We start from the raw sequence: 18362 nt of genomic DNA on the forward strand, positions 1-18362 counted from the left end.
TCGGCAGTTGCGTCGCGCCAGCGCGTTAACATTTCGCTAGTCACGGGAGCGATCGCCTGACCGCATTTTTATTTCTTAGCCGGAACAATTATCGGGCAGGCAAGTTTCTATGAGCAGAGTTGAGGAACTCCGCCCATTCACTGGAAACAGATTTGAGCTGGAGTCGCTGGAAGCATACCGCCGTGTCAGATGACGATATTGGCGGGATATTCGAGCGATGGACATGGAGGAGACATATCATGCTTGGTACGGTATTGCTTGTGATACTGATTCTGCTGCTGATCGGCGCATTTCCCAGCTGGGGTTACAGCCGCGGTTGGGGGTACGGCCCATCGGGCGGTCTCGGGCTTGTTCTCGTCATTGTCCTCATTCTGTTATTGATGGGGCGGATCTGATCCGCAGGTTATTGCTTAAACCTCGCAACACCAGGGAGCTAACACCATGAAGAAGATCATCGTCGCGATCGCCCTCGTCGGCGCATTGGCGTCGTGCACCGCAACGGAAAAGGGTACGGCGATCGGCGCCGGTACCGGCGCGCTGATCGGTGGCGTGGCCACGCATAGCTGGGGTGGTGCCGCTGTCGGCGCCGTCGCCGGTGGCGTCGTCGGCAACCTCATCGGACGCTCCCATGAGCGCCGCGGCTATTGCATCTATCGCGACCGCTACGGTCATCGCTATGAGGCCCGCTGCCGCTAAGACCGACCTTTCGTGACCGGTCGTTTCCCACGGCTCGTCGCAAGTATCGGATCTATCGACAGGCTCGGGGAGCCATAGTCGCTAAGAATAATCCTCTTCCCGCGCCATCTGTCGCGGGAAGGCAGCAGTGTTTTGAGGAAGGAACGGCATTATGGCCGCAATCATCGCAAGCATTGCAGCACTCGTGCTCATCGGCACCACATTCTGCGCGCTCGCAAGCGCGGCAAGGGCACGGGGCAAGGAGAAACGGCAGGTCGCATTGGAAGCCGTCATCCTGGAATTCAAACCACGACGCCAGCGGCAAGCAGGCTCAGGCCAGGGATGATTGCCGGGTCGGGCCGGCAATCCCGTCTCTTATGCAAGTCATCTCAAGCGGCTCGGCCCCGTGAAAGCGCCGAACCGCTTTATCTCATTGATTTGTGCAGTTTAGATCGAGAATCGCCGCACATTTTCCAGCAATTGCCTTAGACGAAGAACTGGCCGCCATTGGCTGTAATCGTCGATCCCGTAATGAAGCCGGCATCGTCGCTGGCAAGAAAGACCGCGATGCGAGCGATTTCCTCGGGCTCGCCGAGGCGTCCCACGGGGATCTGCGGGATGATACGCTCGTTCAGCACTTTCTCCGGCACCGCCAGCACCATCTCCGTACCGATATAGCCAGGGCAAATCGCGTTGACCGTAATGTTCTTGGCAGCACCTTCCTGCGCCAGTGCCTTGGTGAAGCCGAGATCGCCGGCCTTGGCGGCGGAATAGTTCGCCTGCCCCATCTGTCCCTTCTGGCCGTTGATCGAGGAGATGTTGATGACGCGGCCGAAGCTGCGGTCGCGCATGCCCTGCCAGACGTGGTGCGTCATGTTGAAGAGGCCGGTGAGGTTGGTATTGATGACCTCGTGCCACTGCTGCGGCGTCATCTTGTGGAACATGGCGTCGCGGGTGATCCCGGCATTGTTGACCAGAATTTCGACATGGCCGAGATCATGCTCGATCTTGGCGATGCCCTTGCCGCAGGCCTCGTAGTCGGTGACATCCCACTTGTGAACGGAGATGCCGGTCACATCGTGGAAAGCCCGGGCTTTCTCGTCATTGCCGGCATAGGTTGCCGCCACCTTATAGCCTGCATTGTGCAGCGCCATCGAAATGGCGGCGCCGATGCCGCGCGTACCCCCGGTTACCAATGCCACTCTGCTCATGTGCCACTCCCCTTTGTTGCTGCGGAAACTGGACGCCCGAATGCCGGGTCGCCCGCTCCGCTTTCACTACTTCTTCCGGAAAATTCCGTTCGAGACGCCTTGGAGCATGATGCCGAAAAACGTGAGCGGTTTTCGGACGTCACCATGCTCCACGTCTTTGATTCTAGAGCGCCTCGAAGCACATAGCGACACCCATGCCGCCACCGATGCACAGCGTAGCGAGCCCCTTGCGGGCGCCGCGGCGCTTCATTTCGAACAGCAGCGTGTTGAGGACGCGGGCGCCGGAGGCACCGATCGGGTGGCCGATGGCGATTGCGCCGCCGTTGACGTTGACGATAGACGTATCCCAGCCGAGATCCTTGTTGACGGCGCAGGCCTGGGCGGCAAACGCCTCATTGGCCTCAACGAGATCGAGGTCACTGGCAGACCAGCCGGCCTTTTCCAGCGCCTTGCGGGAGGCCGGGATCGGTCCGGTGCCCATGATCTGCGGGTCAACGCCGGCCGTTGCCCAGGAGACGATGCGGGCAAGCGGCTGAATACCGCGACGGGAGGCCTCGGCCTCGGTCATCAGCACGGCAGCGGCAGCGCCGTCATTGAGGCCGGAAGCGTTGCCGGCGGTGACGGAGCCCTCCTTGTCGAAGGCCGGACGCAGCTTCGCCATGGCCTCCATCGTCGCGCCATGGCGGATATATTCGTCGGCATCGACAATGATGTCGCCCTTGCGCGTCTGGATGGTAAAGGGAATGATCTCGTCCTTGAAGCGGCCGGCCTTCTGCGCGGCTTCCGCCTTGTTCTGCGAGGCAACGGCAAACTGGTCCTGCTCCTCGCGCGACAGCTGCCATTGACGGGCGATATTTTCCGCCGTGATACCCATGTGATAGCCATAGAAGGCGTCCGTCAGGCCATCCTTGATCATGGTATCGATCATCTTCATGTCGCCCATCTTGGTGCCGGAGCGAAGGTTCGCGGCATGCGGCGCCATCGACATCGATTCCTGGCCGCCGGCGACAATGATCTTTGCGTCACCGGTCGCGATCTGCTGCATGCCGAGCGCCACGGCGCGCAAGCCGGAGCCGCAAAGCTGGTTGACGCCCCAGGCGGTCGCTTCCTGCGGAATACCGGCCTTCATTGCGGCCTGGCGGGCAGGGTTCTGCCCCTCGCCAGCCTGAAGCACCTGGCCGAGGATCACTTCGTCGACTTCCCTGGCATCGACACCGGCGCGCTCCAGCGCACCCTTGATCGCGGCAGCGCCGAGTTCATGCGCCGGAACGGTCGCGAAAGCGCCATTGAACGAACCGACCGCAGTGCGGGCAGCGCTGGCGACAACGATGGATGAACTGCTCATGGAAGCCTCCTCACAAAATGAACACGTATATGAGGCGAAACTGTCAAAGCTTTGCGTCCGAGTCAAACAGCAAGAATTTTCATCGCGCAGATTTCACGAAGCTGTCACCGCCTTCAAAAAATCCAATCAAAGGAAAGGCCTTGCCGCATCGCACAAACCGATTGTCACCAAGCTTCTTTTGCGTCTACACTCCGGAGTGGAGGAATATTCCATACAATCAGACGGGGCCAGGAGACTGATAATGGCAAAGAATGAGGGCCAGATCGTAATCAAGAAGTATGCCAATCGCCGCCTATACAATACCGGCACCAGCACCTATGTGACGCTGGACGATCTGGCGGAGATGGTGAAGAAGGGCGAGGAATTCATCGTCCAGGATGCCAAGAGCGGTGAAGATATTACGCATTCGGTCCTGACACAGATCATTTTCGAACAGGAATCGAAGACCGGCAACACGCTGCTGCCGATTTCCTTCCTCCGGCAGCTGATCGGCTATTACGGCGATCAGATGCAGATGGTCGTGCCGAGCTTCCTCGAGCACTCGATGCGCGCCTTCACGGAGCAGCAGACGCAGATGCGTGAACAGATCAATCGCGCCTTCGGCGAAACGCCTCTCGGCAAGAACCTGCAGTTGCCCATGCAGATGGTCGAGGAACAGGTCCGCCGCAACACCGAGATGTTCCAGCAGGCCATGCAGATGTTCTCACCCTTCATGCAGCAGCCGGCCAAGGAAAGCCGCAAGGCCGAAGCGAAGGACATCGACGAGCTGAAGGAACAGCTCCGCGCCATGCAAAACAAGCTGGATAGCCTTTGAAATCCTGGCGGCGTGCCTATGAATTCATGGAGAGCTTTCACCCCCCTCTGTCACTGACGTGACATCTCCCCCACAAGGGGAGAGATCGGTAGCGCGCAGAATCCCTTCACCTCAAGCGGATATTGAATCCGCCGAACTGCAGCTTATCGGTTTGGTGAGGACAGGCAGCATACTCCCAACAATCTCCCCCTTGTGGGGGGAGATGTCCCGAAAGTGACAGAGAGAGTGTGTGTGAAAGGTCGGGCACACGAACGGCCAGTTTTTCACGCACCCAGCACATCCAGACCAAACAGAAAAAGGCCGGCGAACTGCCAGCCTTTTCATTCATGCCATCAAGGCAGCGCTAGATTATGCGCTTTCCTTCGGCGTCAGAACCTGACGGCCGCGATACATGCCGGTCTTCAGGTCGATGTGATGCGGACGACGCAGTTCGCCGGAGTTCTTGTCTTCGACGTAGGTCGGAGCCTTCAGGGCGTCAGCAGAGCGGCGCATACCGCGCTTGGACGGGCTCGTTTTTCTCTTCGGTACAGCCATTCTCGTTACTCCATGTACGGACGAAACATATCCACGGCCAGCAAGGCGGCCGAAACAGACATGCATCAATTTCGGAAATTGGGCGGGCTTATACATGGCTTGCCGGGCTTTGACCAGTCCCTTCCCGCATTTTTTGCCCGCCACGATGGATTCCCGAATATTCGGGGCCGAATCAGTGTTCAGATTTCGTAATCCGGTATGATCCATGTTTCCTTCAACGCCGCCTCCTCCCACTTCTTCCAAGCAGGCAGAGCCTTCATCGCAGCCATATAATCGCGCGTGTCGGCGGCAACCGCAATGTCGTATCGTTCCAGGCGGCAGACGACAGGCGCAAACATCGCATCCGCTCCGGAAAACGCCCCGAACAGGAAGGGACCACCGGAAAGAGCCCGTGCCTCACGCCATATGGTCTCGATGCGCGCCACCTCTTCCATGACCTCCTCGGGCAAATCAAGGCGGCTGACCGGGCGGTGCATGTTCATCGGGCAGGCACTGCGCAACGCACGGAAGCCCGAAAGCATCTCCATGCTGTAGGACCGCGCCAGCGCGCGAGCCTGCCGGTCTTTAGGCAGAAGGCCGGCATCCGGGAAAAGTTCGGCCACATATTCGATGATGGCGAGCGATTCCCAGACCTTGAATTCGCCATGGACCAGCATCGGCACCTTGCCCGTCGGCGACACCTCGCGGATGCGTGGATTGCCGCCCACAAAATCGAAGGGAATCAGCACTTCTTCGAAAGCAACGCCACAACCCTCCAGCGCGATCCACGGCCGGAACGACCAGGAGGAATAATTCTTGTTGCCGATATAGAGGCTGAGCTTGTCCATGATCGCATAATTCCTTTCTTAATCTCGAACTTCGAAGGCGAGGAGCTCCTCGAAATGGTTCATATCCTCGAACGAGCAGAAGGCCGGCGGCCGCAATTCCAGAACGGGCACCTCGGCGCGAAGCGTATCAGCGGCATCATCCAGCATCGTCTGCCAGCGCGGCAGGGCTTCGTCGGCCAATCGCTCGATGACATAGGTGAACGTGATGTGAAAAACATAAGTCTCATGATCGGGATGGCGATAGCCCAGGAGATCCGCGAGGGCATTGCGCCAATCGCGCATGGCCTTGCGATCGCTTTCGGTCGCGCCGGCAACCACCAGGCCACTGGGCCGCGCCTTGATCACCGCCATCTCGAATGGGTTGCGTCCGGAAAAGGCCTTCAGCCGTTCACCCATGATTTCGGTCATCTGGTCGATCGGCGTGTCGAGCGCGACATCCGCGGGCCAATAGGGCTGAGCGCGGCGATATTCGATGATCCCCTGGAACAGGGTCATGTGCAGGCTGGAGACCGGTGTGAAGGCGAATTGCCGGGCCTCCGGCATGTCGAGATATTTCTGCCTCGCCGCAACGATAGCATGCTGCGTCGCTGAACCCTCCGCCAGATGGCAGACGACCGTGTTGCCGGGCTCGGGCTGAAAGGCACCGGAACGATCGTAGCGGGTGCCGAGATAGCGCGGCGGTGCCGGATGGAGGGTTTTGGAATATTGCAGCAGTTCGGGCGAAAAGGCGTCGAAGTCCATGGCAAGTCCGATCATCGTTGGCGGATCAGCCGCCCTTCCGTCATTGGCCGAGAATGCCAGATGACAACAAGCCGATCGAACGACAAGTTCTGATCTCAATCATAAAGGCATTTGATATATGCGTCGGCGTTCCGCGCGCGGCGCTGGATCAACGAGGCGAGCTGGCTGAGGCCCCGTCCAGGCTTGCTTGCCACCCGATCGATCGGATTGGGAAGCGATACGGCGAGAAGTGCAGCCTGGCGTGCCGTGAGCTTGGAGGCCGGCACCTTGAAATGGTAGCGTGCCGCCGCCTCGATGCCGTAGATGCCCGGCCCCCATTCGGCGATATTGAGATAGATCTCCATCATCCGACGCTTCGACCAGACGGCCGAGGCGGAAACAGCAAGCGGCAGTTCCAGTGTCTTGCGCACGAAGGAGCGGCTGTTCCATAAAAACAGGTTCTTGACGGTCTGCATCGGGATGGTGCTGCCGCCGCGGGTGGATTTGCCGCTCAGCGTCTCCTCGACGAGGACCCGCATCTCACCCCAATCGACGCCGCCGTGAAAACAAAACTGCCCGTCCTCCGAGACCATGACGGATTTCACCAGCACCGGCGCGATTTTATCGAGCGGGACCCAGCGGCGGTCATATCCCTGAAAGGTGACGGCATCGCCTATCATCAGGGTGGAAACGGGATGGATGAACGGCAGCAGGTAGAAGACGATGAAGACGTAGGGCAGCAGCAAAAGGCCGATCAGGACGAGGACGATGCGCTGCCAGAATGGACGGTCTCTGAAGCGCGCCAACAGGGAGGAGCGTCGCGGCACCTCGGCTTCCTCCTCCTCATTGTCCGTCGATATGTCCAAATGCCTGACGTCCACGGTCGCTCCAGCCCGGTACAGCCTTAGTCCATCCGGGAAACGCTCTGATGCTGCACTCGTCATACCGTCTACACAAAGCGATGACCAGAGTGCGGCGCAATTCCCCACCCGGCTGTTGACAATTCTCGTTGCCAGCAACCGCCTCTCATGCCAAACAGCCGCCATGGACAGCACCGATACCTCATTCGAACAGCGCCTCAGGGACAATGCCGGCAAGACCGAAGCACTGCTGGCCCGGCTGCTGACCGACACCAGCCTCAATGACGAGATCGTTCGCCCCGACAGACTGCTGAGTGCGATGCGCCATGGCGTCCTGAACGGCGGCAAGCGGCTGCGGCCCTTCCTCGTCATGGAATCTGCGGCGCTCCTCGGCGGCAATGCAGAGGCCGCGCTCAGGGTCGGCGCGGCGCTCGAATGCGTGCACTGCTATTCCCTCGTCCATGACGACCTGCCTGCCATGGACGACGACGACCTGCGCCGCGGCCAGCCGACGGTGCATATCGCCTTCGATTACGCAACGGCGATTCTTGCCGGCGACAGCCTGCTGACCTATGCCTTCGATATTATCGCCGCCCCTGAAACGGAGCTGCCGGCGGATCGGAAAATGGCGCTCGTGCTGGCGCTATCACGCGCAGCCGGCGTCGGCGGCATGGCCGGCGGCCAGGCGCTTGATCTCGCCGCGGAGAAAGAAACGCCCGACGAAAGCGGCATCACGACGCTGCAGGCGATGAAGACAGGCGCGCTGATCCGCTTTGCCTGCGAGGCCGGCGCCATCATATCAGGCGCCTCGACTGAAGACCGCAAGCGCCTCCGGAGGTTCGGCGAAAAGATCGGCCTCGCCTTCCAGCTGGCCGACGATCTCCTCGACCTGACAGCCGACACCGCCACCATGGGCAAGGCAACCGGCAAGGATGCCGCCCGGGGCAAGGGCACGCTGGTCGCCCTGCATGGCCAGGAATGGGCAGAAACAGCGCTCGCAAGGCTGATCGGCGAAGCCGCTGACCTGCTATCCGGCTATGGCGACAAGGCGGATGTCCTGACGGAAACCGCCCGCTTCGTCGCAAACCGCAAGAGCTGACCCCGAAGACTTCCACATGGTGTTGCCTGACGGCAAGCGACTGACCTTCAGACCGGGGCGGCGATAGGCATCTGCCATCCGTTCAATGACGGCTACCCATTCAGTTCCGGAATGTCACCATAACAAGAATCCATGCGTTGCCGGGCGTTGCCGGGTGATTTCCGCTGCATTTTGTGACACATTCCCGTCCCGAACTGGCCTCTAGACGCAGAATTCTCCGCGCCGGCCAACGCCCCCCGGGAATAGTCTCCATGCGCGAAACGCTTGCCTATCTGCCGCAAATCCTGCCGGCCTATATCGCCTACATCGTCGCCGTCGTCAGCCCCGGCCCCGCCATCATGGCCATCATCGGCACATCGATGACCCATGGCCGCAAGGCCGGCATGACCTTGGCGCTCGGCATCTTCGGGGGATCGCTGACCTGGGCGATTGCCGCGGCGGCAGGTCTCGCCACGCTGCTGCAGACCTATGCGATGGCGCTGGAAGTTCTGAAAATCTTCGGCGGCCTCTATCTGCTCTACCTCGCCTACAAGGCATTCCGCGCCGTCCGCGCCAGCGGCGACCTGCCGACCGCCGCCGAAGGCCCGAAAACGCCCAGCTTCAAATCGCTGGTCCTGCGCGGCTATGGCATCCACGTCACCAACCCGAAGGCCATCTTCGCCTGGCTCGCCATCATCGCGCTCGGCATGCCGCAGGGCGCACCAGGCTCGGTCGCGATACTGATCATCGGCGTCTGCGGTGTGACCGGCTTCCTGGCGTTCATGGGTTATGCGATCCTGTTTTCGACGCCGCATGCGCTGAAAATCTATCGCAATGCGCGCCGCTGGATCGAGGGCGCCATGGCCGGCTTCTATTGCTTCGCCGGCATCAAGCTGCTGACGAGCAATATATGATCCGGCCTTAGCTCGAGCGGCGGATCACTCCGCCGCGACGGTCTTCTGGCCGAACCGCTTCTCGATATAGTCGGTTACCAGCGCCTCGAAATCGGAGGCGATGTTTGGACCGCGCAGCGTCATCGCCTTCTGGCCATCGATGAAGACGGGGGCGGCCGGCGTCTCACCCGTGCCGGGGAGCGAAATGCCGATATCGGCATGCTTGCTTTCGCCGGGGCCGTTGACGATGCAGCCCATGACGGCAACGTTCAGCGCCTCGACGCCCGGATATTTCTCACGCCAGACCGGCATGTTCTTGCGGATGTCGTTCTGGATGTTCTGCGCCAGTTCCTGGAAGACCGTCGAGGTCGTGCGGCCACAGCCGGGACAAGCAGCGACGACCGGGATGAACTGGCGGAAGCCCATGACCTGCAGCAGCTCCTGCGCCACCTGCACCTCGCGGGTGCGATCGCCATTCGGCTCCGGCGTCAAGGAAACGCGGATCGTGTCGCCGATACCATGCTGCAGCACGTAGCCCATGGCGGCGGACGAGGCGACGATGCCCTTGGAGCCCATGCCGGCTTCGGTGAGGCCGAGATGCAGCGCATGGTCGGAGCGCTCAGACAGCATGGAATAGACGGCGATCAGGTCCTGGACCTGGCTGACCTTGGCCGACAGGATGATGCGGTTGCGCGGCAGGCCGATTTCCTCGGCAAGATCGGCCGAGATCAGCGCCGACTGCACGATCGTCTCGCGCGTCACCTGACGGGCCGACAGAGGCGAGCCTTCGGCGGCATTCTTGTCCATCAGCGCGGTCAGGAGATCCTGGTCGAGCGAACCCCAGTTGACGCCGATGCGCACCGGCTTGTCGTAGCGGATCGCCATCTCGATGATTTCGGCGAACTGCTTGTCCTTCTTGTCCTTGAAGCCGACATTGCCGGGATTGATGCGGTATTTCGCCAGCGCCTCGGCGCAGGCCGGATGATCGGCAAGCAGCTTGTGGCCGATATAATGGAAATCGCCGATCAGCGGCACGTCCATGCCGAGGCGCAGCAGCCGCTCGCGAATCTTTGGCACGGCGGCAGCACTTTCATCGCGATCGACGGTGATGCGCACGAGTTCCGAGCCGGCTTTGTAGAGCGCAGCGACCTGGGCGACGGTCGAATCGACATCGGCCGTGTCGGTATTGGTCATCGACTGCACGACGACGGGGGCACCGCCGCCGACGATCACGCCGCCGACATCGACGGCAACGGAGGAACGGCGCGGTTTCGGATCGAAATCACTGGCGGACGACATGGAAAACTCTCGCAGGCCTTTGAAAGGGGTGCCTTTCAGGTGGATCACCAAGCGGTCCTTGTCAACCGCTGCGTCAATCTCTTTTAATCTGGCTCTTTTGATCGGACTGACTTTAGCCGTTAGCGGGCAAAAGCGACGAAATTAATGCTCACTCTCGCCGATGCCGTCGGCGTAACGCGCCAGCGACGACAAGGCGAGCACGACGAGCAACAGCACCGGCAGCGCCATCAGGACGGGCGAGAAGCCGACATGCTCGGCGGCAAAGCCGATCGCTGACGGCGCGACCAGCATGCCGGAATAGCCAAGCGTGGTGACGACCGAAATGGCGATGCCCGGCTGCAGCCCCGGAATATTGCCGGCAGCCGAAAAGGCGATCGGCACCATGTTGGAAATGCCGATGCCGCAGAGTGCAAAGCCGAGGATGGCGATTTCCGCATTCGGCGCGAGTGCTGCCGTCAGCATGCCGACGATGGCAAAGACCGTGCAAACGCGCAGCGTGCGCACAGCGCCCAGCCAGTCGCGGACGAAATCACCGGCAAAGCGCATGGTCGCCATGGTGGCCGAGAAGGCGGCAAAGCCGAAACCTGATAGCGCGACCGATGCCCCCTTTTCCTGGCCGAGATAGAGCGCGCTCCAATCGAGCACGGCACCTTCCGGCACCATGCAGAACAGCGCAACTATGCCAAGCAGCCAAGGCAGCGGGATCATCGGCAGCTTCGCCTTCGGCTTGGCCTCGTCAGGATGGGGCTGGTCGCCAAACACCATCGGCCAGGCGACGACCAGGAAAAGGACGGCGAGAGCCGTCGAGGCCTCGGCATGACCGAGAATGCCCAGGCGCGAGATCAGCAGCCCGCCGATTGCCGAGCCCAGGAGGCCGCCGAGGCTCCAGAAGGCATGGCAGGAGGACATGATCGCCCGGCGCATGGATTTTTCGACCGAGACGGCATTGGCGTTCATGGCCACATCCATCGCGCCGATGAAACCGCCGAAGAGGAAGAGCGCGATCGCCGCCGTCCAGACGTTCGGCGCCAGCGTAAGCGCCAGGATCATCGGCAGCAGCAGCACTGCAAAGGCACGCACCACAACGCGCGAGCCGCGCACGGCGATCTGCGCGCCGGCGAGCGGCATCATGACGAGCGAGCCGATACCGAAGACGAGGATCATCAGGCCGAGCTCGAATTTCGAAAGCTGCAGCCGCTCGGCAAACTCCGGGATTTTCGGCGCCCAGCAGCCGACCATGAAGCCATTCAGGAGAAACATCAACGAAACGGCCGCACGCGATTTTGTGAAAAATCCAGTCCTGCGCACCTCGAGACCCTCGAATCCAGCCCTATCGTCCATGATATCCCCCCAAATCAGCGCCGCAGTCTATTTAAATCGATTGAAATCACAACGACCGAAAAGACTGAAATGGTCACATTTCGTCTCCGTCTGTTACTGATAATTCCCTAAAGCGGGATCGATTTAGGGAATTATGCAGCAGCTTTAATGTGCTAAGCCGCCTTTGCGCGTCATATATAACGCGCAACGCTGTAGAACGGAGGCAAAGACGCCACAACCCCGAATAAATCATTCATATACGCACGGCATTGGCAAAATGTCCTATTGACGCCGAAAAAGTAGGCTCCTATCGGTTGAGGCCTGAAAGATTATTCAGTCGACCCCGAGTCGGGTCATCCTCTGGTGCATCCCCGTGAAAAACCCCATCAGCTATGGCATCCTGCTTACGGTGTTTGCCTACATGCTGTTCACCGCCCATGATTCGGCGGTGAAGCTGCTCGTCGCCTCCATCCCCGTCTGGCAGGTCCTGTTCATCCGAAGCTGCACCATTCTTGCCGGCTGCTTCGTCTTCGAAGGCCCGTCGTTGGTCCGCAAGGTGGCGCGCTCGCCGATCATCAAGCCGATGATCGTGCGCAGCGTCATCATCCTGATCGCCTGGATTTCCTATTATTCGGCCGCCTCCTATCTGCAGCTCGCCGAGGTGACGACGCTCTATTACGCCGCACCGATCGTCGGCACGATCCTGGCGACCATCGTGCTGCGGGAAAGGGTCACCGTCGCCCGCTGGATGGCCGTCGGCGTTGGCTTCTGCGGCGTGGTAATCGCCTCCAATCCCGTGGGACTATCGATCTCCTGGCCGGTCTATCTGGCGCTGCAGGCGGCTGTCCTCTGGGCATGCGGCATGGTGCTTTTGCGGAAAACCGCGCTGCACGAGAAGAGCCATATCCAGATGGCCGTTTCCAACATCATGTTCATCATCCTGACAGCCGGCATGGCAATCGCCCACTGGCACACGCCGACACCCTTCCAGATCGTCCTGCTTGCCTTGACCGGCATCATCGCCGGCGCCGGCCAGCTCGCCCTCTTCGAAGGCATGCGCCAGGCGCCTGTCTCGGTGCTGGCGCCATTCGAATACACCTCGCTCGTCTGGGCCTTCCTGCTCGGCTACTTGATCTGGGGCGACATCCCCGGCGCCAACACCTTCATCGGCGCGATTTTGATCCTGAGCGCCGGGTTCATCATCATTATCAGCGAGCGGATGAAGCGAAGGACGGCTACGGCTTGACGCGAGAGTGTATGGTGATTGCCGGACTCGCGAGCATTGCCGCATCAGTTGGATATGCTCACGGTCCGACATGGTTGTTTAGCATTGAAAACGACCGTCCTGTCCGCCGGATTCATCAGCCATTTGCGTCTCGAGAGTTAACGCATCAGGCGGCCTGAGCCGGTGCGAACCGCCGTGCGGCGCGTGCCACGCGCTCGCCGTAAACGCGAGCAGTCTCGAGGTCGCCGACCGACATTTCGCTCGGAGCTGCGTCGGCATCGGACTGCGCCATTGGCGCGATGTATGATCCCATCCTGTTTGCATCGTCCCGCTTCGACGCCTTCACATTCGCTGGCTTCATCCCCAGACTGACCCACAGACCGCCATGCTGTCCCGCCAGAAGAACGAAATATTCGAGAGTGTTGAGCTTGTCGCCGTTCAGACTGGCGCTGTTGGTGAAGCCGCCGAAAATCTTGTCCTGCCATTTGTTGGTGAACCAAGCCTTCGAGGAAGTGTCCGCAAACTTCTTAAACTGCCAGCTCGGGCCGCCCATGTACGTCGGCGATCCGAAGATGATGGCGTCAGCAGCGTCCAACGCAGCCCATCCGTCATCTGAAAGATTGCCGTCGGCGTCAATGGCGTGAAGCGTACCGCCCGCGCCTTCGGCAACGGCTTCCGCCATCCGCTGGGTGTGACCGTAGCCTGAATGATAGACGACGACTGTAGTTGCTGTACGATTCGACATGGTGATCTTGGCCTCCTTCAGGCCGTTGCTTTGCGCTGTCCGGAAGCGAGTTCGCTCCGTCCGACACGTTCCTTCAGATGTGTTTGTGATTGAAGTTTGGATGGCACCCGATGCTCGGCGATGGAGAGCATTATCCAGCCGGTTGCACGCTGGCTCTCATATGTATCGCCTCTGTTTGCCCTGAAATGCTCAGGCGTAGCCGCTGATATCGGCTAGTATCAGCAGCAGCAGGAACAGCATTGGCGGCGGGAGTTCCCGATAATTCCGGACACGGACAATAGCCACGATCGCGGTGAGCATGATGCAGGCGCCTAACGCGACCCCGATGTATCGGATGCCGGCTATGACCAACAGCACTGCGGTTAAGAGCTCAAGGGCAGCCGTGACCCAGCACCACCAGAACGGAAATCCAAGGCGCACGAAGCCCGCGCGGATTTTTTGATGGCCCGTCGCATTGACGATGGCACCAGCGAGAAACGCCGCTGCGGACAGCCAGACAAGGACGGTATTGAGCATCGTTGGACCCGTGAAAATTTGAACTGGAAGATTCATGGATATTCTCTTCTCCGGCGAGCCATATCGCGGCAAATTATTATAGCGTTATCATATATTCTAGCAATGCTAGTTTGTCAATCGACGTTCTTTTTGATAGCCATAACGTCAGAGAAATCGTGCAAATGGAGATAGAGGAACAACGTGGGCATCAGCGAACGCAAGACCCGGGAAAGGGACGAACGTGAACGCAGGATCGTTGTCGCGGCAAGGACGATTGCGGAACGCGACGGCTGGGCTTCGGTCACGATCCGGCGTCTCGCCGACGAGATAGAATACAGTCAGCCGGTTCTCTATTCGCATTTCCAAAATCGCGATGAAATCGTCGGAGCGGTCGCGCTCGAAGGCTTCGGCGAGTTGGCCGTGATACTGCGCGCCGCGATCCGGCCATCGTCCACACCCGGGGAGTTAGTGGAGAGCGTGGCGACAGCCTATCTCGATTTCGCTTTTGCCCGGCCGGCGATGTACGAGGCGATGTTTATCCTTCCAACCGGTCTCCGCTTCGCCAGGTCGGATACGCCGGCACAGCTCCGTGAGGGCTTCGGAGCCATGGCGACGGTGATCGCGCCGTTCGCCCAGGACGTGGATACCGCAACTGAAACTTTCTGGGCGGCACTTCACGGATTGGCGGAGCTTGAGCGCCACGGCAGAATAAGACCCGCTTTCCGGTCTCAACGGATCACCCTCGTCATGCAGATGGTATCGGGTCAGCGCTGAGGGCAGATGTTGCAGGTGATATGATCTCGCACAAATGGCTTTGGGAACGGGGGACGAGGCGAAGGGCTTAAGCCCTGAATTTGGGCGCGTCGGGCCGGAAAGCGGAAGTGCCCTCCAGCTCGCTCTCTTCGAAGGCATGCGCAAGCGAGGATTGCCTGGCGAGCGACGCTTCCGACCCGCATCGAGACCTCGGATTTCACTCCGCCGCAGCAGCAGTCCGCTCGACAGGTTGCGGCCGCCGCATCAGAAAGGCCTGCATCGGCCGTTCGAAGAATTTGAAAAGCACCACCGAAATCCCGATCGTGCAAAGCGTGGCTAGCGCCAATATTCCCGTCGCAGCGGGTAGGGAGAGGTGCTTGCCCAGCAATTTGACCGGAAGCTGAAACGTGTAGGGGTGAATGAGGTAAAGCGAGTAGGACGCGTCTCCCAGCAGAACCAGAATGGCCCATATTTTCCCGGACGGCATCCGCATGAGCAGGAAGCCTGAAACGAACAGGACCGCAAACAGGCTCGAGGCGAACAGACTGGGACCGGCGAATGTCACAATGAAAAAGTAGGCCCCGCATGCCAGGAGAACGAGCGCAACGGCGGCGGCATTCGATCCGCTCCTGATGGCGCCGGAGGCCGAATATGCCTTGTGGAGCATCATGCCGAGAACGAATTCGATCAATATCGGACTTGTATAGAAGCGCCATTCGACGGATCCCTCCGGCCAAATCGCATGCAGCGCGATCAGGAAGAAGATAGCCGCGGAGGCGAACCAGGTTGCCCTGGCGCCGAAGATCAGGCAGGCGCCATAGATTACGTAGAAAAACACCTCGTAACAGAGCGTCCAGCCCAGGAAAAGGATCGGCTGTATGGCGCCTCCGCTTTTCTGATAAGGGATGAAAAGAAGAGATTTGATCACCGTGTCCACGGTCACCACAGTCGAATTGAGCAGGTCGGGCTTCACAAGCGCGATCAAGACGATCACCAGCGTCAGCAACCAATAGAGCGGAACTATTCTCGCAACGCGCTTGCGTGCGAAATAGACAAGCCCGCGGCCCGGATCGGAGGAGTAGCTGATGATGAAGCCGCTGAGGACAAAGAAAATGTCGACGCCGACGGCGCCCATGTCGAAATAATTGCGATCGACATGGTACTCGAGCACAAGAGTACGCCCGAAATGAAAGAGAACGACTGAGAAGGCGGCCACAAACCGGAGAAACTGGAGAGAGTCCAATTGCTTCGAGTTTGGCCGCCGAATGGGAAGCATCTGCCCGTTAACCATGACGGCCCCGATCCGCTTTGATTGCTTGTTCCAACACATCCGCCATTGCCGCCTGGGTGCTGCGGCTCGGATGCCAATTGCATCCAAAATCCTTCGGTTTGACGCGTAAGCTCAGATAGCGAAGGCGGCTTTCGCCTTTCGCGACGCTCGTCTGAACGACGGCTTTGATGGCCTTCTCGGCCGTATCGAAATCCTTCTGTGGCATCATCGGACCGAGCGCGGCGTAGAGATACGCTTTTGGAAACTGATATCTGAGCTTGGAGAGAAGCTTGGCGTATTCCCCGCCGAAATCGCTGGGATTCTTGCCGTCCGAAAAGTCGTTCGTCCCTAGATTGATAATCACCGCGGAAACACGCTCGTCAGGAGGACCGGGCGTAGCGCTTCTCAACAACGTCCCGTTGTCGATGACGTCAAGCATGGTTTTCGTGCCCTTGCGAGCATGCGAAAGGCCAATTCCCGAAACCGCGAGCGTCGTAAGCTCCATCCCGAGGCTACGCGCTGCGACGGCAGCATATGTCAGATATTGATTTTCAGTCCCGGGTGTAAATTGACATCCGGGACCGACACCCTCGACGCCGTAGCCCGCAGTGATGGAATCGCCTATTGCCACCATCTCTTCGGTCGATGCTATCGCTGGGAGGAACGACCCATCGGTTTCGGCGGAAACGAATATGGTATCGCCATTCCATCCTTCGGTGCGACGCATCACACGAGCACTATGCACGCCTTGCTGCAAACCATCGGCAAGCTGATATCGGTGCTGCCCCGCCTGCAGATCAAGGCGCTGGGGAGCGCCGTCCAATTCGATCTCCAGGCTGTTTTGCCCGGTATCAACGAGAGTAACCGAGAGCGATGTGCCTTCGAAGCGCAGCGCAAAACCGCTGCCGGGCCAGCCAAACGCCGCATCGCTGGTTGCAACGCGACCGATCCATTTCGACGGCCGTTCGATCGTTTCCGCCGCAAAGGTCGGCAGGGCTGTACTCAAAACCAGAAAGAGAGACGCAACCGCGACATCAAGCCTGGTAACCGGCCAAGGCCGCCAGCGCGCAACGATAGGCAATTCCCCACCTCTTCGGCTGTGTCAGATCAATTCTTGTATTTTCGCTTTCTGATAGAAATGCAATTTGATCGCCGGCGGTGTCTCGTTTCGAGCCGCCAGGATGCACTCGTCGACGCGCATGCCTTGCACGAAGAATGGCATACCCAAGACAATAATCAGATGACGACATAGGGCAGTGTTGAGAATTGTCACCATGCTCCCTCACGTCATCGTCCATCAGCGATTATTGAGGATAGACGGACACGGCGGCTCTCGCAGCGGCACAATCCCAACCTCTTGAGAAAAATATTCGCAATTGCCCATTTATCTCGCAGTTTTCTACGCTTTCGCGATGCAATTTTTCTGCGATGTATGCGACATTGAATGAAACCGCTCCAGAAACGGAAGAGAACGATGAACTGGTTGAAGACTGTTGCCGCCGCCGCCCTCGTGCAGGCTGCATTCCTGCTCCCCGCCCATGCCGGCGAAAACCTCAAGGCGATCCAGTCGGCCGGTGTATTCAAGGTCGGCACGGAAGGCACCTACGCTCCCTTCACCTATCATGACGAGAGCGGCAAGCTCACCGGCTTCGATGTCGAGATCGCCGAGGCGATCGCTTCCAAACTCGGCGTCAAGGCGCAGTTCCTCGAAGGCAAGTGGGATGGCCTGATCGCCGGCCTCGACGCCAACCGCTACGATGCCGTCATCAACGAAGTCGGCGTCACAGAAGCCCGCAAGAAGAAGTATGATTTCTCCGAGCCCTACATCGCCTCCAAGGCCGTGCTGATCGTCAAGGACAGCAACACCGACATCAAGGATTTCCCCGATCTGAAGGGCAAGAAGTCCGCACAGTCGCTGACCAGCAACTTCGGCAAGATCGCCACCGAGGCTGGCGCCGAACTCGTCGGCACCGACGGCTTCGACCAGTCGATCCAGCTCGTGCTGACCGGCCGCGCCGACGCCACCATCAACGACAGCCTCTCCTTCCTCGATTTCAAGAAGCACAAGCCCGATGCGCCGGTGAAGATCGTCGCCCAGCAGTCCAACGCCGATTTCTCCGCCGTCATCATCCGCAAGGGCGAGCCGGAACTCTTGGCCGCCATCAACAAGGCGCTGGCCGATATCAAGGCCGACGGCACCTATGACAAGATCTCGCAGAAATACTTCGGACAGGATGTTTCGAAGTAAGAAGGCATAGGCAGCGACATAAAACTGTGAAAAAGATGCGTCCGGGGTCA

General features: G+C 59.6%; 21 protein-coding genes. 9 read left to right on the forward strand and 12 right to left on the reverse strand.

Annotated features, from left to right (window positions below; all coding sequences use genetic code 11):
* Positions 1-239: 239 nt before the first annotated feature.
* The 3 genes from ABOK31_RS16020 to ABOK31_RS16030 all read left to right on the forward strand — a co-directional run bounded on the left by ABOK31_RS16020 (position 240) and on the right by ABOK31_RS16030 (position 1021).
* A complete protein-coding gene (locus ABOK31_RS16020; protein ID WP_168812441.1) occupies positions 240-395 on the forward strand; it encodes a DUF3309 family protein in 156 nt (51 codons plus the stop codon).
* Positions 396-441: 46 nt separating this feature from the next.
* Complete coding sequence (locus tag ABOK31_RS16025; RefSeq protein ID WP_112341591.1) at positions 442-696, forward strand: YMGG-like glycine zipper-containing protein; 255 nt, start codon at positions 442-444, stop codon at positions 694-696.
* A 151-nt stretch (positions 697-847) separates the two neighbouring features.
* Positions 848-1021, forward strand: a complete 174-nt coding sequence (locus tag ABOK31_RS16030) for a hypothetical protein (protein WP_349956666.1) — start codon at positions 848-850, stop codon at positions 1019-1021.
* Between the two features lie 139 nt (positions 1022-1160).
* Here ABOK31_RS16030 and phbB read toward each other — a convergent pair whose 3' ends face one another.
* The gene (phbB, locus tag ABOK31_RS16035) at positions 1161-1886 is read right to left on the reverse strand and encodes an acetoacetyl-CoA reductase (RefSeq protein WP_047634384.1); all 726 of its coding nucleotides are present in this window, start codon (positions 1884-1886) and stop codon (positions 1161-1163) included.
* 163 nt (positions 1887-2049) lie between these two features.
* Positions 2050-3231 (reverse strand): acetyl-CoA C-acetyltransferase, encoded by a 1182-nt coding sequence (locus ABOK31_RS16040; protein ID WP_349956667.1) that lies wholly within the window; start codon positions 3229-3231, stop codon positions 2050-2052.
* Positions 3232-3472: 241 nt separating this feature from the next.
* Between ABOK31_RS16040 and phaR the strand changes: the two genes are divergently transcribed.
* Positions 3473-4045, forward strand: a complete 573-nt coding sequence (phaR, locus tag ABOK31_RS16045; RefSeq protein ID WP_174173308.1) for a polyhydroxyalkanoate synthesis repressor PhaR — start codon at positions 3473-3475, stop codon at positions 4043-4045.
* Between the two features lie 348 nt (positions 4046-4393).
* On the opposite strand, the gene rpmF is transcribed toward phaR, so the two are convergent.
* The 4 genes from rpmF to mtgA form a co-directional block, all read right to left on the reverse strand.
* Positions 4394-4579 carry a 50S ribosomal protein L32 gene (gene rpmF, locus ABOK31_RS16050; RefSeq protein ID WP_003543812.1) on the reverse strand — a complete coding sequence of 62 codons (186 nt, stop codon included), beginning with the start codon at positions 4577-4579 and terminating at the stop codon, positions 4394-4396.
* 179 nt (positions 4580-4758) lie between these two features.
* Complete coding sequence (locus tag ABOK31_RS16055; protein ID WP_349956668.1) at positions 4759-5406, reverse strand: glutathione S-transferase family protein; 648 nt, start codon at positions 5404-5406, stop codon at positions 4759-4761.
* Between the two features lie 18 nt (positions 5407-5424).
* Positions 5425-6162 carry a DUF1868 domain-containing protein gene (locus tag ABOK31_RS16060; protein WP_349956669.1) on the reverse strand — a complete coding sequence of 246 codons (738 nt, stop codon included), beginning with the start codon at positions 6160-6162 and terminating at the stop codon, positions 5425-5427.
* 80 nt (positions 6163-6242) lie between these two features.
* Entirely contained in the window at positions 6243-6953 is a 711-nt protein-coding gene (gene mtgA, locus ABOK31_RS16065; RefSeq protein WP_174173390.1) for a monofunctional biosynthetic peptidoglycan transglycosylase, read from the reverse strand.
* A 217-nt stretch (positions 6954-7170) separates the two neighbouring features.
* Here mtgA and ABOK31_RS16070 point away from each other — a divergent pair, with 217 nt between their 5' ends.
* Together ABOK31_RS16070 and ABOK31_RS16075 are read left to right on the forward strand one after the other, a co-directional pair.
* A complete protein-coding gene (locus ABOK31_RS16070) occupies positions 7171-8085 on the forward strand; it encodes a polyprenyl synthetase family protein (protein ID WP_349956670.1) in 915 nt (304 codons plus the stop codon).
* 251 nt (positions 8086-8336) lie between these two features.
* The gene (locus ABOK31_RS16075) at positions 8337-8978 is read left to right on the forward strand and encodes a LysE family translocator (protein WP_349956671.1); all 642 of its coding nucleotides are present in this window, start codon (positions 8337-8339) and stop codon (positions 8976-8978) included.
* Between the two features lie 24 nt (positions 8979-9002).
* On the opposite strand, the gene ispG is transcribed toward ABOK31_RS16075, so the two are convergent.
* Together ispG and ABOK31_RS16085 are read right to left on the reverse strand one after the other, a co-directional pair.
* The gene (gene ispG / locus ABOK31_RS16080; RefSeq protein WP_349956672.1) at positions 9003-10256 is read right to left on the reverse strand and encodes a flavodoxin-dependent (E)-4-hydroxy-3-methylbut-2-enyl-diphosphate synthase; all 1254 of its coding nucleotides are present in this window, start codon (positions 10254-10256) and stop codon (positions 9003-9005) included.
* A gap of 141 nt (positions 10257-10397) precedes the next feature.
* Positions 10398-11597 (reverse strand): MFS transporter, encoded by a 1200-nt coding sequence (locus ABOK31_RS16085; RefSeq protein ID WP_349956673.1) that lies wholly within the window; start codon positions 11595-11597, stop codon positions 10398-10400.
* Positions 11598-11949: 352 nt separating this feature from the next.
* Between ABOK31_RS16085 and ABOK31_RS16090 the strand changes: the two genes are divergently transcribed.
* Complete coding sequence (locus ABOK31_RS16090; protein ID WP_174173302.1) at positions 11950-12822, forward strand: EamA family transporter; 873 nt, start codon at positions 11950-11952, stop codon at positions 12820-12822.
* Positions 12823-12967: 145 nt separating this feature from the next.
* Here the strand turns inward: ABOK31_RS16090 and ABOK31_RS16095 are convergent, their stop codons facing one another.
* Positions 12968-13546: a flavodoxin family protein gene (locus ABOK31_RS16095; RefSeq protein WP_349956674.1), complete on the reverse strand. Its 579-nt coding sequence runs from the start codon at positions 13544-13546 to the stop codon at positions 12968-12970.
* 189 nt (positions 13547-13735) lie between these two features.
* Positions 13736-14098, reverse strand: a complete 363-nt coding sequence (locus ABOK31_RS16100) for a DoxX family protein (protein WP_174173300.1) — start codon at positions 14096-14098, stop codon at positions 13736-13738.
* A 144-nt stretch (positions 14099-14242) separates the two neighbouring features.
* On the opposite strand from ABOK31_RS16100, the gene ABOK31_RS16105 reads away from it, so the two are divergent.
* Positions 14243-14815 carry a TetR/AcrR family transcriptional regulator gene (locus ABOK31_RS16105; RefSeq protein WP_349956675.1) on the forward strand — a complete coding sequence of 191 codons (573 nt, stop codon included), beginning with the start codon at positions 14243-14245 and terminating at the stop codon, positions 14813-14815.
* Between the two features lie 196 nt (positions 14816-15011).
* Here the strand turns inward: ABOK31_RS16105 and ABOK31_RS16110 are convergent, their stop codons facing one another.
* A complete protein-coding gene (locus ABOK31_RS16110; protein WP_349956676.1) occupies positions 15012-16124 on the reverse strand; it encodes an acyltransferase in 1113 nt (370 codons plus the stop codon).
* Positions 16078-17145: an SGNH/GDSL hydrolase family protein gene (locus ABOK31_RS16115; RefSeq protein WP_349956677.1), complete on the reverse strand. Its 1068-nt coding sequence runs from the start codon at positions 17143-17145 to the stop codon at positions 16078-16080. Before ABOK31_RS16115 ends, ABOK31_RS16110 begins: the two co-directional genes overlap by 47 nt.
* Before the next feature lie 393 nt (positions 17146-17538).
* Between ABOK31_RS16115 and ABOK31_RS16120 the strand changes: the two genes are divergently transcribed.
* Positions 17539-18312 (forward strand): amino acid ABC transporter substrate-binding protein, encoded by a 774-nt coding sequence (locus tag ABOK31_RS16120; RefSeq protein WP_349956678.1) that lies wholly within the window; start codon positions 17539-17541, stop codon positions 18310-18312.
* The last annotated feature ends 50 nt before the right edge of the window (positions 18313-18362 follow it).

Origin of the sequence: Rhizobium sp. ZPR4, assembly GCF_040215725.1 — a bacterium.
GTDB lineage: Bacteria > Pseudomonadota > Alphaproteobacteria > Rhizobiales > Rhizobiaceae > Rhizobium > Rhizobium rhizogenes_D.

Bases quoted from the DNA above. Each gene is read 5' to 3' on its own strand.
- ABOK31_RS16055 (WP_349956668.1), bottom strand. From the start codon at position 5,406: ATGGACAAGCTCAGCCTCTATATCGGCAACAAGAATTATTCCTCCTGG.
- ispG (WP_349956672.1), bottom strand. From the start codon at position 10,256: ATGTCGTCCGCCAGTGATTTCGATCCGAAACCGCGCCGTTCCTCCGTT.
- ABOK31_RS16070 (WP_349956670.1), top strand. From the start codon at position 7,171: ATGGACAGCACCGATACCTCATTCGAACAGCGCCTCAGGGACAATGCC.
- rpmF (WP_003543812.1), bottom strand. From the start codon at position 4,579: ATGGCTGTACCGAAGAGAAAAACGAGCCCGTCCAAGCGCGGTATGCGC.
- phaR (WP_174173308.1), top strand. From the start codon at position 3,473: ATGGCAAAGAATGAGGGCCAGATCGTAATCAAGAAGTATGCCAATCGC.
- ABOK31_RS16100 (WP_174173300.1), bottom strand. From the start codon at position 14,098: ATGAATCTTCCAGTTCAAATTTTCACGGGTCCAACGATGCTCAATACC.
- ABOK31_RS16120 (WP_349956678.1), top strand. From the start codon at position 17,539: ATGAACTGGTTGAAGACTGTTGCCGCCGCCGCCCTCGTGCAGGCTGCA.
- ABOK31_RS16020 (WP_168812441.1), top strand. From the start codon at position 240: ATGCTTGGTACGGTATTGCTTGTGATACTGATTCTGCTGCTGATCGGC.
- ABOK31_RS16040 (WP_349956667.1), bottom strand. From the start codon at position 3,231: ATGAGCAGTTCATCCATCGTTGTCGCCAGCGCTGCCCGCACTGCGGTC.
- phbB (WP_047634384.1), bottom strand. From the start codon at position 1,886: ATGAGCAGAGTGGCATTGGTAACCGGGGGTACGCGCGGCATCGGCGCC.
- ABOK31_RS16110 (WP_349956676.1), bottom strand. From the start codon at position 16,124: ATGTGTTGGAACAAGCAATCAAAGCGGATCGGGGCCGTCATGGTTAAC.
- ABOK31_RS16095 (WP_349956674.1), bottom strand. From the start codon at position 13,546: ATGTCGAATCGTACAGCAACTACAGTCGTCGTCTATCATTCAGGCTAC.
- ABOK31_RS16075 (WP_349956671.1), top strand. From the start codon at position 8,337: ATGCGCGAAACGCTTGCCTATCTGCCGCAAATCCTGCCGGCCTATATC.
- ABOK31_RS16025 (WP_112341591.1), top strand. From the start codon at position 442: ATGAAGAAGATCATCGTCGCGATCGCCCTCGTCGGCGCATTGGCGTCG.
- ABOK31_RS16085 (WP_349956673.1), bottom strand. From the start codon at position 11,597: ATGGACGATAGGGCTGGATTCGAGGGTCTCGAGGTGCGCAGGACTGGA.
- ABOK31_RS16060 (WP_349956669.1), bottom strand. From the start codon at position 6,162: ATGATCGGACTTGCCATGGACTTCGACGCCTTTTCGCCCGAACTGCTG.
- ABOK31_RS16030 (WP_349956666.1), top strand. From the start codon at position 848: ATGGCCGCAATCATCGCAAGCATTGCAGCACTCGTGCTCATCGGCACC.